Origin of the sequence: Stappia sediminis (assembly GCF_009826895.1) — a bacterium.
GTDB classification, from domain to species: domain Bacteria; phylum Pseudomonadota; class Alphaproteobacteria; order Rhizobiales; family Stappiaceae; genus Hongsoonwoonella; species Hongsoonwoonella sediminis.
Map to the genome: position 1 here is coordinate 350,633 of NZ_WUMV01000007.1, position 13,654 is coordinate 364,286.

At 62.7% G+C, this 13,654-nt stretch carries 14 protein-coding genes; 4 read left to right on the top strand and 10 right to left on the bottom strand.

What is annotated here, in order from left to right; translation table 11 throughout:
• Window positions 1–4: 4 nt before the first annotated feature.
• Entirely contained in the window at window positions 5–1,375 is a 1,371-nt protein-coding gene (locus GR183_RS15905) for an FAD-binding oxidoreductase (protein WP_202396129.1), read from the bottom strand.
• Between the two features lie 276 nt (window positions 1,376–1,651).
• Here GR183_RS15905 and GR183_RS15910 point away from each other — a divergent pair, with 276 nt between their 5' ends.
• Window positions 1,652–2,515 (top strand): DUF2189 domain-containing protein, encoded by an 864-nt coding sequence (locus tag GR183_RS15910; protein WP_160776631.1) that lies wholly within the window; start codon window positions 1,652–1,654, stop codon window positions 2,513–2,515.
• Here the strand turns inward: GR183_RS15910 and truA are convergent.
• The 5 genes from truA to def all read right to left on the bottom strand — a co-directional run bounded on the left by truA (window position 2,473) and on the right by def (window position 6,147).
• Window positions 2,473–3,312, bottom strand: a complete 840-nt coding sequence (gene truA / locus GR183_RS15915) for a tRNA pseudouridine(38-40) synthase TruA (RefSeq protein ID WP_160776632.1) — start codon at window positions 3,310–3,312, stop codon at window positions 2,473–2,475. The two genes, GR183_RS15910 and truA, sit on opposite strands and share 43 nt — an antisense overlap.
• Before the next feature lie 10 nt (window positions 3,313–3,322).
• Window positions 3,323–3,859, bottom strand: a complete 537-nt coding sequence (locus GR183_RS15920; protein WP_160776633.1) for a GNAT family N-acetyltransferase — start codon at window positions 3,857–3,859, stop codon at window positions 3,323–3,325.
• Between the two features lie 60 nt (window positions 3,860–3,919).
• Window positions 3,920–4,846 (bottom strand): methionyl-tRNA formyltransferase, encoded by a 927-nt coding sequence (fmt, locus tag GR183_RS15925; RefSeq protein ID WP_160776759.1) that lies wholly within the window; start codon window positions 4,844–4,846, stop codon window positions 3,920–3,922.
• Between the two features lie 99 nt (window positions 4,847–4,945).
• On the bottom strand, window positions 4,946–5,578 hold the full coding sequence (locus tag GR183_RS15930; protein WP_160776634.1) for a MarC family protein: 633 nt from the start codon (window positions 5,576–5,578) through the stop codon (window positions 4,946–4,948).
• 44 nt (window positions 5,579–5,622) lie between these two features.
• The gene (gene def / locus GR183_RS15935; RefSeq protein ID WP_160776635.1) at window positions 5,623–6,147 is read right to left on the bottom strand and encodes a peptide deformylase; all 525 of its coding nucleotides are present in this window, start codon (window positions 6,145–6,147) and stop codon (window positions 5,623–5,625) included.
• 107 nt (window positions 6,148–6,254) lie between these two features.
• Between def and GR183_RS15940 the strand changes: the two genes are divergently transcribed.
• Window positions 6,255–7,463, top strand: a complete 1,209-nt coding sequence (locus GR183_RS15940; protein WP_160776636.1) for a DNA recombination protein RmuC — start codon at window positions 6,255–6,257, stop codon at window positions 7,461–7,463.
• A 119-nt stretch (window positions 7,464–7,582) separates the two neighbouring features.
• The gene (locus tag GR183_RS15945) at window positions 7,583–8,527 is read left to right on the top strand and encodes a 2-hydroxyacid dehydrogenase (protein ID WP_160776637.1); all 945 of its coding nucleotides are present in this window, start codon (window positions 7,583–7,585) and stop codon (window positions 8,525–8,527) included.
• Window positions 8,528–8,530: 3 nt separating this feature from the next.
• Here the strand turns inward: GR183_RS15945 and GR183_RS15950 are convergent, their stop codons facing one another.
• From GR183_RS15950 to GR183_RS15960, 3 genes are all read right to left on the bottom strand, one after another.
• Window positions 8,531–9,409 carry a C40 family peptidase gene (locus tag GR183_RS15950; protein ID WP_160776638.1) on the bottom strand — a complete coding sequence of 293 codons (879 nt, stop codon included), beginning with the start codon at window positions 9,407–9,409 and terminating at the stop codon, window positions 8,531–8,533.
• Between the two features lie 26 nt (window positions 9,410–9,435).
• A complete protein-coding gene (locus GR183_RS15955) occupies window positions 9,436–9,786 on the bottom strand; it encodes a MarR family transcriptional regulator (protein ID WP_160776639.1) in 351 nt (116 codons plus the stop codon).
• Window positions 9,787–9,868: 82 nt separating this feature from the next.
• The gene (locus GR183_RS15960; protein WP_312846844.1) at window positions 9,869–11,224 is read right to left on the bottom strand and encodes a leucyl aminopeptidase family protein; all 1,356 of its coding nucleotides are present in this window, start codon (window positions 11,222–11,224) and stop codon (window positions 9,869–9,871) included.
• A 217-nt stretch (window positions 11,225–11,441) separates the two neighbouring features.
• Here GR183_RS15960 and GR183_RS15965 point away from each other — a divergent pair, with 217 nt between their 5' ends.
• Window positions 11,442–12,281: a tetratricopeptide repeat protein gene (locus GR183_RS15965; RefSeq protein WP_160776640.1), complete on the top strand. Its 840-nt coding sequence runs from the start codon at window positions 11,442–11,444 to the stop codon at window positions 12,279–12,281.
• A 348-nt stretch (window positions 12,282–12,629) separates the two neighbouring features.
• Here the strand turns inward: GR183_RS15965 and GR183_RS15970 are convergent, their stop codons facing one another.
• The gene (locus GR183_RS15970) at window positions 12,630–13,610 is read right to left on the bottom strand and encodes a type II secretion system F family protein (protein WP_160776641.1); all 981 of its coding nucleotides are present in this window, start codon (window positions 13,608–13,610) and stop codon (window positions 12,630–12,632) included.
• Window positions 13,611–13,654 lie beyond the last annotated feature (44 nt).

Consider the following 13,654-nt stretch of genomic DNA (forward strand, 5'->3'; position numbering starts at 1 on the left):
TGGTTCAGCGCGCCGAGGGCTCGATGTTGGCGTTCAGCCGGAAGAAATTGTCCGGATCGTATCTGGCCTTGATATCCCGCAGCCTTGCCATGTTGGCGCCGGTAGCCTCGCCCACCCGGCGTTCGTCTTCCTCGTCGCTGCCGAGGCTGTTGAGATAGACCCCGCCTGTCGCGAAGGGCTTCATGGCCGCCCACGTCTGCCGGACCCATTCGATCAGCGGCCCTGAATCCTCTCCCTCGTGCCAGACGGCGGTGGGGATGAAGTCGAACTCCGCGTCACGGTTGGCGAAGGCCGTCGCATCGGTCGCGACATCGGCCACCGCGCCGCCGAACTGCTGGAGGATGATCATCGAGCGATGGTTGGGCACCCGCGCGAAACAGCCGATCAGCACATCCAGCACCTCATCCGGCAAGGCCCTGATCAGATGCGTCTTCCAATAGTAGTGCTGGCCGTAGGGAAAACGCAGGTCAGCGTCCGACTGGATGTCCAGATAGGGTCGCTCCTCCAGCCTGGTCACAAGCGGCGAACCATGCTCGACCACAGGCCGCAGGACCGTGGGCACATTTTCCACAGGTGCTACATGCGTGGCGCCTATCGTGACCACGCGCGCGCCGTCTTCCGCCGTGGCGAACACCGCCTTCGACGCCACTTCACGCGGCGCGGATGGAGCATAGTCCATCAGAAATTTCAGGACTCCGAAGGATTTCTCCAGCGGGTGCGTCGCGGCGGCGAACCAGGCCTTCCTCCCGATCTCATGCAGACGGAACCTGAAGGCGGTCGCGATGCCGAAATTGCCCCCGCCCCCGCGCAGCGCCCAGAAGAGGTCCGGGTTCTCATCCTCGCTCGCCACAAGCCGCTCACCCTCGGCGGTGACGAGGTCGATCGACAGGAGATTGTCGCAGGCAAGCCCGTATTTACGCGCGAGAATTCCCACGCCGCCGCCGAGCGTCAAACCGCCGACGCCCGTATGCGTGACGACGCCTGCCGTCGTCGCAAGACCATGCTCCTGCGCCGCGCGGTCGAAATCTCCAAGGCGCGCGCCTCCGCCCACGACGGCGATTTTGATCGCGGGATCGACCTCGACGCGGTTCATCAAGGTCAGGTCGATCATGATGCCCTTGTCGGCGACCGCCTTGCCCGCGGCGTTGTGCCCGCCGCATCGCACGGAAACCAGAAGGCCGCGAGAACGGGCAAACTTCACCGCCTCCGCGACATCATCCGCATCGGCGCAACGCAGGATCAGTGCGGGCCGCTTGTCGACCGCCGCGTTCCAGACGGTGCGCGCTTCATCGTATCCATCGTCCGCCGGCAGTAGAACCTGCCCCTGAAACCGGCCTCGAAGCGCATCCAGACTGCCTGGCTCCAATCGAGCCATTCCACCGGTCATCCCGCGAACTTCGATCATGGGAACACCCAATATTGCCATCGCCAAAGGATCGTTGGTCAGCAATCAGCTAAAGCGTATCAGATTTCGGGTTTTCCGTCGCGGATACCCGCCCGGAATACTGACGGGAGTGACACTGTTTCGCTTCCCGTGCGCGGATTTCACTTTCTCCTTCTCCATACGTTTGATTACGACTTGATCCTCACTCCCTCCCCTGCATTCTTAACGCTGCGAATAATCAAGGAATACAGACTCCGGAGGAACTCCATGTCGAGCACCGAAAGCGGCGCGCCGGTAAAGCCTGCGGGCGACACGATCGCCCGAAGGCCGGACCCGACGCGGGTCAACCCGATCACCTTCAACGAGATCGTGGATGCGTTGGCATCCGGCATGCGCGATTTCCGCGCCGCCCCCCTTTATGGCCTCTTCTTCGGCGCGGTCTATGCCGCCGGCGGCATCCTCGTGGTCGGCACGGCGGCGTGGCTCGGCATGAGCTATCTCTCCTATCCGCTCGCCGTCGCCTTCTGGATGATCGGGCCGTTCATCGCCGTCGGCCTTTACGAGGTGAGCCGCAGGCTGGAGGCGGGAACGCCGCTCAGCTGGCCGGGCGTGCTCGGCGTTATCTGGGAGCAGCGGCGCAGGGAAATCACCTGGATGGCGTTCGTCGTGCTCTTCGTCCAGATCATGTGGATGTACCAGGTCAGGCTGCTGCTGGCGCTCTTCCTCGGCTTCCAGTCATTCGCGAGCTTCACCGAATTCCTGGAGGTGGTGGTGACGACGCCCGAGGGGCTGATGTTCCTGCTCATCGGCAATATCGTCGGCGCGGGCATCTCGATCATCCTGTTCTCGCTGACCGTCGTCTCCTTTCCGATGCTGCTTGACCGGGATGTCGACTTCATCACCGCGATGATCACGAGCGTGCGCTCGGTCGTCACCAGCCCCGTGCCGATGGTCGGCTGGGCGCTGATCGTGACCGTGACGCTGCTTCTTTCGATGCTGCCGCTGTTCCTGGGGCTCGTCCTGACGCTGCCGATACTGGGTCACACGACTTGGCATCTTTACCGGAAGGTCGTGCCGGAAGCGGAGGATCAGCCGGAAGCTTCGTCCTCTTCCTCCGAAACCGCTGCCTGACTCGATTCTAGCGAAGCGAGATAGCCTTCAAGCGACTTGCGGTCGGCCTCCGCCGAACGGTAGTCGACCTGCGTCAGGTAAAGACCATCAGCAGGAGCGACCGGTCCGCACGCCTTTCGATCGAGCGCGTCGAGCGCCTTTTGCACGTCCGATGAAGTCCAGCGCCCCTCACCCACGAGCTTCAGCGTGCCGACCATGGAACGCACCTGATTGTGCAGGAAGGAACGGGCCGAGCATTCCGCAAGGATGACGTCGCCCTCGCGCCAGACCTCGAAACGCTCCAGCGTCTTCCAGGGGCTTTTCGCCTGACATCGGGAATGGCGAAAGGTCGTGAAGTCGATATGGCCGACGAAGACCTGCGCCGCCTCGTGCATCGCCGCGGCATTGAGGCGTTCCTTCTTCACATGCCAGGCAAGGCCTTTTTCGTGCGTGAGCGGGGGGAAGCGATTGACGATGCGGTAGCGGTAATGGCGGCGGATCGCGGAAAAACGCGCGTCGAATCCCTCATGCATCTTCTCGCAGGCGAGAATGGCCACCGGGTCCGGCTGGCAATGGAAATTGAGCGCGTTCATGACCGTTTCCGCCGGCCAGTCCTGCTCAAGATCGGCGTGCGCCACCTGGCCCAGCGCATGAACGCCGGAATCGGTGCGCCCCGCGCCGCCGATCGTCACCGTTTCGCCGGAGAAGGCAAGGATCGCGCGCTCGATCACGCCCTGCACGGACGGCCCGTTGGCCTGCCGCTGCCAGCCGACGAAAGGCCGGCCATCATATTCCACCGTCAGCTTGTAGCGGGGCATGGGCGATAAACTACTCGAAAGCCTCGAACGGAGTGGCGAAGCCGACCTCCACCGGAAGATCGCGGCCACCGGCGCTGCTCAGCGCAAGCGCCATGAAAGCGTCGCCTGCATAAGGCCCCTTGACTTCACGCGCAAGGCCCGGATCGAACCCGAGGCGCGTGTAATAGGCAGGATCGCCCACCACGAGGATGAGGTCTTCGCCCATCTCCTTCAGCCGCTCGACAGCAGCATGGGTAAGTGCGGTGCCTATGCCGCGCTTCTGGCAAACGGGAAGAACGGAAAGCGGCGCGAGACAGGTAATGGCGAGGCGATGACCCGGCCCGCTGCCCGCCGTCACGCGGCTGATCGCGACATGGCCGACGATGTTCTTCTGGTCGTCCTCCGCGACGAGTTCCACGACGAGCGCGCCGCAGCCACGCAGCTCATCCACCAGATCGGCCTCCGCCGACTGACCGAAGGCGGCATTGACGACGGAATGTATGCCGTGCGCGTCCGCACTTTCAGCCGGTCTTACGCGGTATTGGGGAGCCTCAACGCCATTCGCCACGGGTCGATCTTTCCTGAACTTTTTCAACGCGCCCTATTGAACACCGCACGGGCGATACGATCAAAGGAAACAATCACCCGTCTTCAGCGCAAGCCCGCGCAGGAACTCTTCCGCGCCCATGGGCTTCCTGCCCGCGCGCTGAAGCTGGAGAAGGCGAACCGCCCCCTCCCCGCAGGCAACGGCGAGATTGCCGTCCAGGATTGTACTCGGCTCTCCGTTACCCTCCACAAGCGTGGAGCGCAGAATCTTTACCCGTTCCGCCTTGCCGCCGACCTCGACCTCGCACCAGGCGCCAGGAAAGGGAGACAGGCCGCGAATGTGATTATGAACCTCCCGCGCGGGCTTCGCCCAGTCGATCCGCGTTTCGCGCTTGTCGAGCTTGGCGGCATAGGTAACGCCTTCCTCCGCCTGAGGCACGCCGCCAAGCGCGCCGCGCGAAAGGGCGGCAAGCGCGCGCACCATCAGATCTCCGCCGAGCGCCGACAGGCGGTCGTGCAATTCGCCCGCCGTCATGTCCTGCCCGATCCCGACCCTTTCGGCCATGCAGACGGGGCCGGTGTCTAGGCCCTCCTCCATGCGCATGACCTCTATGCCTGTCTCTTCATCTCCCGCCATGATCGCCCGGTTGATGGGCGCGGCACCCCGCCAGCGCGGCAGGAGCGAGGCATGGAGATTGAGGCAGCCGTGCTCCGGCGCCTCCAGGATAGCCTTCGGCAGGATCAGCCCGTAGGCGACGACGACGGCGACATCGGCCTCAAGAGCGCGGAACTTCTCCTGCTCTTCCTCCGACTTCAGCGAGGCCGGGGTGAAGACCGGAATACCGAGTGTTTCCGCCGCCTGATGAACCGGAGAATGCGTGAGTTCCATGCCTCGCCCGGCCTTTCTTGGCGGTTGCGAATAACAGGCGACGACGTCATAGCCCTGGCCCACGATTTCCATGAGGGTCGGCACGGAAAATTCCGGCGTTCCCATGAAGACGACGCGCAGGGTCATAAAAAGCGGCTCCGATCAGATGAAGGAAAAAATTCGGCTCGAGGCGTAGCTAACGAATTACGCGCCGCCGGGCAAGGCCGGCTTCCGGTGCGCTCAGGCAAGCCCGGGCCAGAGGGTCTTCAGGCTTGAGACCATCATTTCCATGGCGATCGCTGCGAGGATCATGCCCATCAGCCGGCTCATGACGCTTGTCGCCGTTTGCCCCAGAAGCCGCCCGAGCGCGGGGCCGGCCAGAAAGAAAACGCCGAGTAGCACCACAATCGCCGCAAGCGCGGCCGCGACCGCGATGTCCATGGCGGGGCTGTGCGCCTGATGGCGGAAGATGATGATCGTCGAAATCGTGCCGGGGCCAAGCAGGATCGGGACGGTGAGCGGATAGATCGCCGGATTGTCCTGCGCGGCCTGGTGGTCCTGCTCCTTCGCCGTGCCCGCATGGCTCGAGCTTTGCGACCCATGCAGCATGGAAATGGCGATCAGCAGGATGAGAAAGCCGCCTGCAAGGCGAAAGTCATCCAACCCGATGCCGAAGACCTTGAGCACCGCTTCGCCCGCGAAAAAAACGATGACGGAGCCGACGGCAATGCCGATGAAGGTGGTGACGGCGACGGCACGCTTGCCCGCTTCATCCCTGTCGTCCGTCAGCGAGAGAAAGACGGGCAGGTTCGCGAAAGGGTTCATGATGGCGAAAAGGGCCGCAAAGACCTTGAGGAAGAAGCTGAATTCCATGAGTTCCAGGCTCCTTCTTCAACATCGCCGGTTCGAAAGCCCGATCAGGCCGCGCCGCTCTTCGATTGGCGCGCCTGCTTGATGAACTTCTTCTCGATCCGGTCGCGCTTCAGCTTCGAAAGGTAATCGATGAAGAGCACGCCGTTAAGGTGATCGATCTCATGCTGCAGGCAGGTGGCAAGCAGCCCGTCGGCTTCGATCTCGTGACTGTTGCCCTCACGGTCCTGGAATTTCACGCCGATGCGCACCGGACGCTCGACATCTTCGTAATACTCCGGGATCGACAGGCAGCCTTCCTGGTAGATGCTGCGTTCCTCGGATTCGAAGACGATTTCCGGATTGATGACGACCATCGGGCTCTTCGGCTCGTCTTCCTTGGCGACATCGAGCACGAGCATGCGCTTCGCGATACCGATCTGGATCGCCGCAAGGCCGATGCCCGGCGCCTCGTACATGGTCTCCAGCATGTCGTCGGCAAGCTGGCGGATCCCGTCGTCTATCGTCGCCACGGGTTCGCTCACGAGCCTGAGCTTCGGGTCGGGCAGAATGATGATGTCGCGCTTCGTCATGCGCTTCAGATAGAAAATCGAAGGGGGAAGGTCAATGCGGCAGATTCTCGGGGATCGCTGAGCGCGCTCCTTTTCTGCCGTCGCTCATTTGTTCTATATTTGTTTCCATGGATGTGATTCTCTTTCGATTCGGCAATTTTCCCGTCACCGTGCTTGAGGCCGGGCTTGCGCTCGGGCTCTTCGTCGTTGTTGCGATCAGCGTGCTTCTGATCGTGGTCTTGCGCCAGTCCCGCAGCCGCGCGGACGCTGAAATCCGCGCGAGCGAACATACCCACGAGCTTGAGGAGCGGATTTCGGAACTGCTGCGCACCCAATCGGAAATGACCGGGCGCATGCAGACGATGGCCGAGGTTTTCGGCAGCCGGCAGTCGGACATGATGCGCGCCGTCAACGAACGGCTCGACGGCATGGGCCAGAAGCTCGGCCAGACGATGACCGACACCACCAAGCACACGAACGACGGGTTGCGCCAGCTTCATGAACGCCTTGCCGTGATCGACCGTGCCCAGCGCACGATCACCGACCTTTCCGGCCAGGTCGTGGAGCTTCAGACGATCCTCGCCAACAAGCAGACGCGCGGCGCCTTCGGCCAGGGCCGGATGGAGGCGATCATCCAGGACGCGCTTCCCGCGACCGCCTTCTCTTTCCAGCAAACACTTTCGACCGGGGTGAGGCCCGACTGCGTGGTGCACCTGCCGAACGGCGCGCCGCCGCTCGTCATCGACGCGAAGTTTCCGCTCGAAGGCTACAACCTGATCCGTAACGCCGAACGCCCGGAAGAAGCGAAACAGGCGCAGGCGCAGTTCCGCCGGGATGTCGGCAAGCACGTGCAGGACATCCGCGAGCGATACCTGATCCCCGGCGAGACGCAGGACACCGCCTTCCTGTTCGTGCCTTCGGAAAGCGTCTTTGCCGAAATCCACGAGAACTTCGAAGACATTATCCAGAAGGCGCATCGCGCGCGCGTCGTCTTCGTCTCGCCATCCCTGCTGCTGCTTTCGATACAGGTTGTACAGTCGCTCCTGAAGGACGCGCGCATGCGCGAGCAGGCGCATCTGATCCAGGCGGAGGTCGGCAAGCTGATGGACGACGTCAACCGGCTGGACGAGCGCGTGCGCAAGCTTCAGACGCACTTCGGCCAGACGTCCAAGGACATCGACCAGATCCTGATTTCCACCGACAAGATCACCAAGCGCGGACGCAACATCGAGGAACTGGACCTCGGCTCTCTGGAGGAGCTTCCCTCCAGCGAACGCGGCAACAACCAGCCGACGCTCCTGAACCCCGCGTTGAAGAGCGTGCCTGCGGGCGAGTGACCCCACCGTATTTCAGGTGTCGTCAGGTGGTTCGCAATAACCGCCACGGGTGATAAGACTCCGCGCGAACTAACATCCGCAAACCGTCATACCTTCCGTATACCGCCGAGGAGACCTCAATGGCCCTTCTGATCGCCGTCAAAGGCTGGGACCCCGCCCCTTGGGCGGAGCGCATGAAAGAGCGCCTGCCGGAACACGAGATCAGGACGTGGCCGGATGCGATGGGCGATCCGCGAGACATTGAATATGTGCTGACGTGGAAGGCGCCGGGCGAGCTTTTGAATTCGCTTCCCGGCCTCAAGGTGATCTTCTCGCTTGGGGCGGGCGTCGACCATATCCTCAAGGGCCAGAGCCTGCCGGACGTTCCGGTCGTGCGTGTCGTCGATCCGGATCTGACCGCGCGCATGACCGAATGGATCACGCTGCAGGTGCTCCTCCACCACCGCAAGCTGCCGACCTATGCCGAGCAGCAAACGAAACGCCTCTGGAAGGAACATACGCAGCCGGGCACTGCGGAAGTGCGCGTCGGCATTCTCGGTCTCGGCGTGTTGGGCAAGGATGCGGCGGAAATGCTCGTCCGCTTCGGCTTCAATGTCGCCGGGTGGGCAAGGTCGAAAAAGGCAATCGAAGGTGTGGAGTGTTTCGCGGGCGCAGCCGAGCTGGACGCGTTTCTTGCCCGCACGGACATTCTGGTGAACCTGCTTCCGCTGACGCCGGATACGACGCATCTGATCGACCACGCGTTCCTTTCCAAACTCGCACGAGACGGCGTGCACGGCGGCCCCATCTTCATCAACGCGGGCCGTGGCGCGACGCAGGTTGAGGGCGACATCGTGCGCGCGCTCACCGACGGTACGCTGAAGGCCGCAAGCCTCGACGTATTCGAAACCGAACCGCTTGCCTCCGACAGCCCGCTCTGGAACCTGCCGAACGCGATCATCACGCCGCATATCGCCGCCGACAGCGATCCGGCAGCGCTTTCCACCTATGTGGCGGGGCAGATCAGGGCGTTCGAGGCGGGAAAGCCGCTTGAAAACCTCGTCGACCTGAAAGCGGGATACTGAAAATCAGGAGTGCCGGATACGCCGCACTGCGGTGACGGGCGTGCCGTCCTTTTCCCGGATGCGGGCGATCGCACCTGCGAGCGGCTCGCTCGACACCATCATGGTGAAGCCGTTGGCGTGAAGCAGCGTTTCGGCATCGCGCATGATGCCGATGTGGCCCTTCCAGAAGACGAGATCGCCGCGCTTCAGATCCGGCAGGCCGGCTGAAATATCAAGCGCTTCCCCCGCCGTTTCCTCCTGCATGTAGCTGTCGCGCATGATCTTTACGCCCCCGGCCTGCGCGGCAAGCTGGAGGATCGCCGAACAGTCGAGCCCGAGCGAGGAGCGCCCGCCCCATAAATATGGCGTGCCGGCGAAGCTTTCCGCGACACTTACCCAATCCCCGACCCTGTGATCGAGCGGCACGAGATGCTTGGCGACAATGGCCGAGCCGTCGGCCAGCAGCGCGTAATCAAGACCGCGCGTCGTCTCGTAACCCGCAACCGCGACCAGCGACCCCATGGACAGGAGGTCGAGCGGCGGGCTCTTCAACTCCGCGTATGGATAGCGGTAGCTCCTGAGGGCAGCTACGCGATGGGTCGGCGCGGGTGAATCGGCGACAAGCGCGTCGCTCGGCATAAAGCCGACATAGCCGTCGGTTTCCAGCTGACCCCAGGCCCAGCCTTCCGCCGTTTCCTCGTAGACGGTGAAGGTCTCGCCGAAGAGCGCTTGCGTGTCGATCGACCGGTCGGTGCGCGGTTCCGGCCGGATCGGCGCGATGGAACGCGTAACGCGCTTTTTCGTGCCATCGACGAAACGGGCGGCGTCCACGCGGCCCTGATAGCTTCGCGCGGCGAGATCGGGCCGCACGGGGTGCAGTCTTTTATCGAGAGTTTCCGACATTCCAGCCTGTCCGGATCGAAATGAATTTAACGCGGTAGGACTTTCGCCATTTCCACCACCATATCGCCGATACGCTCGACATAAAGCGCGCCGTCGACGGTGCGGGTCACGATAACGTTTCTTCGGTCCGCTTCGTCACGCCGGCGCGACAGAAGCTTCTTGTTGCCCAAAGTGTCGAGCGCGCGGGTAATCGCCGGCTTGGTGACGCCGAGCTTGGCGGCGAGGCCGCGCACGGTATGCGGCGGCTGCTCGAGATAGACCGTCAGGAGGATCGCCACCTGGCGGGCCGTCAGGTCCTGCTCGCCGTCGCGCACCAGCGCAAGCGTCACATCATGCCACAGGCGAAGCGCCTGCGAGGGGCGCAAGTCGATTGCCATCCGTCCGCCGCGTGTCGATCAAGCTCACATTGCGTTAATTCACCTTTCCAGTGTTAAACCCTTAATCGTTTCGGTTCCGTTATCAAGCATCAACCGGGAACCGCTCCCGAAAAAGGGAAAAGAGCGCGCGGATCGCCTGCGCCTCGCCTCCCTTCGGCCGGCCCGGACGCTCGGACGGCGACCAGCCGTAAATGTCGAAATGCACCCAGCTTTCCGCCTTTTCGACGAATTTCGCGAGGAAGAGCGCCGCCGTGACCGAGCCGGCGAAGCCGCCGCCGGTCGTATTTATGTGGTTGGTGTCGGCCACGCGCGACTCGAGATATTTCGCATACGGCTTCCACAAAGGCATGCGCCAGAGCGGGTCGTTGACCGCATGGGCGGCAGCCGCCAGCCGATCCGCGAGGGTGTCGTCATCGGTATAGAAAGGCGGAAGATCCGGCCCAAGCGCGACGCGCGCCGCCCCCGTCAGCGTCGCCATGTCGATCAGGATTTCGGGCGCCTCCTCATCGGCAAGGGCAAGCGCATCGCCCAGAATGAGACGGCCTTCGGCATCCGTATTGCCGATCTCCACGGTGATGCCCTTGCGGCTTTGCAGGATATCGCCCGGACGAAAGGCGCGCCCGCTGATGGCATTTTCCACCGCGGGGATGATGACGCGCAACCTGACGGGAAGCTTCGCCGCCATGATCATGGAGGCAAGGCCGAGCACGTTCGCTGCGCCGCCCATGTCCTTCTTCATCAGGAGCATGGCGTTCGACGGCTTGATATCGAGCCCGCCGGTGTCGAACACGACACCCTTGCCGACGAGCGTGACCTTGGGCGCGTCTTGCGGCCCCCACGTGCAGTCCACCAGCCTGGGTGCGCGGTCGCTGCCCGCCCCCACCGCGTGGACCATGGGAAAACCCTTGTCCAGAAGATCATCGCCAACCACCACTTCAGTGGTCCCGCCGTGTGCGGCGAACAGGCGGGCCGCCTCGTCGGCAAGTTCGGCAGGTCCAAGGTCGTTAGCCGGCGTATTGATGAGGTCGCGGGCAAGCCCGACCCCATCGAGGATGATGCCGAGCGCGCCGACATCCGTGCCCGAAGGCACCATCAGCCGGGGCAGTTCGGCAGACGAGGTGCGGCGGTACCGCCCGAAACGATAGGCCGAAAGGGCGAAGGCGAGAGCCGCGGTATCGGTATCGGCGAAACCTTCCGCAATCCGGTAATCGCCCGCAGGCAGGCTTCCGGCAAGGGCACCGGCCGCGAAATCGGGATGCGATCCCTCCCGATCGAGCCCCAGAAGCGCGAAGGCGATGCGCCCGTCCTCTCCCGGCAGGGTCAGGACCTTGGCAGCCCCCGCCTTGTAGCCCGCCGCCTGCGCCCATGCGCGCGCATGTTTCGGCAGTTGCAGGAGCCGCTCTTCCAGGGTTTCGGGCGTCACCCCGTAAACGGGAATGGTCTCTTTCGACGGGTCGTGGGGGATAAGAACGTTGCGCACGCGCGTTCCTTTTTCTGCGAGAAGACGAATTGGGTTTCGCCCATAGAGTAAAAAGGCGATCGCTTGCGTTCAATCGCCATTCCGCAATGCCGCCGGAGTACATCTTAACGATCCGTTAGGGTTAACGAGCTATTGCTAGGTCATGCAATTTGCATCTTTCCTCCGGGGGCCTCAAATGACCGTCCATCCGCAGATCCGCCCGCGTTTCGTGGAAAAGCCGAAAGCGAAGCGTAACGCTCGCGGACTTCCGATCGTGCTGGCCGTCACGGCCGCCGTAGCCCTTTCCGGCTGCGCGTCGTCGAAAAGGGCCGTGGGCTCCCATGCCCCCTCCACACAGAGTTACGTGGCGCCCGGCTCCGACGCGGCGCGCCAGTCCGTGAATTACTGGGCGAGCGCTTACGAAAAAGACGCCAAGGATCGCGACAATATCCTGAACTACGCCGCATCTCTGCGCCGCAACGGCCAGATTGAACAGGCGGAGGCCGTGCTGCGCAAGGCCGTGATCGCCGATCACAAGGACCGCGACCTTTCGGCTGCCTACGGCAAGGTTCTGGCCGAAGCCGGCAAGCTTTCCGAAGCGCTCAACGTGGTGCGCAATGCCCAGACGCCGACCAATCCGGACTGGCGCCTGCTCTCGGCCGAAGCGGCGATCCTCGACCAGATGGGAGACCAGAACGAGGCGCGCGATCTTTATCGCCAGGCGCTCAAGATCGCGCCGGGAGAACCGACGCTCCTGAACAATCTCGGTCTTTCCTACCTTCTCGCAGGCGAACTTCCGCAAGCCGAGGAATCCTTGCGCAAGGCCGCCGCAAACCCGAATGCCGACAGCCGCATTCGCCAGAACCTTGCCCTTGCCCTTGGCCTTCAGGGCAAATTCGAGGAGGCCGAACAGGTCGCGAGCGCCGAGATCGACCCGGCCCAGGCGAATGCCAACATCGCCTATCTGAAGGGAATGCTCGCACAGCGAAACAGCTGGGCGGAGATCAAATCGGTCGACGACAACAAGGACGGCTGAGGCGAAGCCTTCCAAGCGCCTTACAACAACAATCGAAAATCCGCCCGGGCCGTTACGGACCGGGCGGTTTTTCTTGCATCCGGAAATCTCGGAACGCAATTCGGGAGCGCGTGCCGTTCTCTTGAAAACGGGTCTTCCGCCGACAATCAAATCGAGACGCAGGTCATGGCCCCGTAAACAAGCATGGAGCGGCGCTACAAACGGCAAAAAAGATGCCAGAGCACACTCCGTTCGCGACGAAACGATGCGAACGACAAGATTATGCTCAAGGGATAGAATCCGGATCGCTTTCTTATTGATCGGACTATTCCATCCGATGAGAAAATGGCTCCGGCGAATTCGGCGCGATCAGAAGTTCTCCAGGACCTGGATGATCGCCGGGCCGATGATGACGGCGAAGAGCACCGGCAGGAAGAACAGGATCATGGGCACCGTCAGCTTCGGCGGCAGTGAGGCAGCTTTCTTTTCCGCCGCCTGGGTGCGCTGCTCGCGGTTTTCCTCCGCCATGACGCGGATCGCCTGGCCGATCGGCGTACCGTAGCGCTCAGCCTGGATCAGCGCCGTCACGACGTTCTTCACGCCATCCACGCCGGTACGACTTGCCAGGTTCTCGTAAGCCTTGCGGCGCTCGCCAAGATAGGAAAGTTCCGCATTCGTAAGCGTCAGTTCCTCCGCCAGCGCGATGGACTGAATGCCGATTTCATCGGCGACCTTGCGAAATGCGGCTTCGATGGACATGCCGGATTCCACGCAGATCAACATGAGGTCGAGTGCGTCGGGCCACGCCCTGTTGATGGAAACCTGCCGGTTTTGAATCCTGTTCTTCAGGTAGATATTCGGCCCGTAGAAGCCGACCACGCCCACGCCGAACGAGATGCCGAGCTTGAGGATCGCCGGCTGATCGTCGGGGAGGACGGAAAACGTATATACGATCGCCGCCAGGAAAAGCACGATCGGCGCGACGATCCGGGCAATCAGATACGTGTAGAGCGGCGCCGTGCCGCGATACCCTGCCTGACGCAGTTGCTGGCGCGTCTCCTCGTTTGCAAGGCCGCTCGCGAGATTGAACCTGTCGACGAACTGCTTGATCTGGTGTTTCGGCTGATTGCGCAGCGAAGCCCGCGCTTCGCCCTTTTCCGTCGCCATGCGCGCCCGCTCGCGCGCGCGCATCTTCTCGCGTTCGAGCGCTACGGATTTCATCCGGCTTTTCAGCCTGTCACCTTCCAATATCGGCAAGGCCAGGGTCAGGATCGTGCCCGCCACGGCGACAGTCGTAAGCACCGCGATCAGGGTTTCCCGGCTGGCCAGGCTTGCAACGTCGATATTCATTCAAACCCCCTGCGAAACCCGTTCTTCACCTTCAGCGAAACCGG

Bases quoted from the DNA above. Each gene is read 5' to 3' on its own strand.
- GR183_RS15955 (WP_160776639.1), bottom strand. From the start codon at position 9,786: ATGGCAATCGACTTGCGCCCCTCGCAGGCGCTTCGCCTGTGGCATGAT.
- GR183_RS15905 (WP_202396129.1), bottom strand. From the start codon at position 1,375: ATGGCTCGATTGGAGCCAGGCAGTCTGGATGCGCTTCGAGGCCGGTTT.
- GR183_RS15910 (WP_160776631.1), top strand. From the start codon at position 1,652: ATGTCGAGCACCGAAAGCGGCGCGCCGGTAAAGCCTGCGGGCGACACG.
- GR183_RS15950 (WP_160776638.1), bottom strand. From the start codon at position 9,409: ATGTCGGAAACTCTCGATAAAAGACTGCACCCCGTGCGGCCCGATCTC.
- GR183_RS15970 (WP_160776641.1), bottom strand. From the start codon at position 13,610: ATGAATATCGACGTTGCAAGCCTGGCCAGCCGGGAAACCCTGATCGCG.
- def (WP_160776635.1), bottom strand. From the start codon at position 6,147: ATGACGAAGCGCGACATCATCATTCTGCCCGACCCGAAGCTCAGGCTC.
- GR183_RS15940 (WP_160776636.1), top strand. From the start codon at position 6,255: ATGGATGTGATTCTCTTTCGATTCGGCAATTTTCCCGTCACCGTGCTT.
- GR183_RS15930 (WP_160776634.1), bottom strand. From the start codon at position 5,578: ATGGAATTCAGCTTCTTCCTCAAGGTCTTTGCGGCCCTTTTCGCCATC.
- truA (WP_160776632.1), bottom strand. From the start codon at position 3,312: ATGCCCCGCTACAAGCTGACGGTGGAATATGATGGCCGGCCTTTCGTC.
- GR183_RS15965 (WP_160776640.1), top strand. From the start codon at position 11,442: ATGACCGTCCATCCGCAGATCCGCCCGCGTTTCGTGGAAAAGCCGAAA.
- GR183_RS15945 (WP_160776637.1), top strand. From the start codon at position 7,583: ATGGCCCTTCTGATCGCCGTCAAAGGCTGGGACCCCGCCCCTTGGGCG.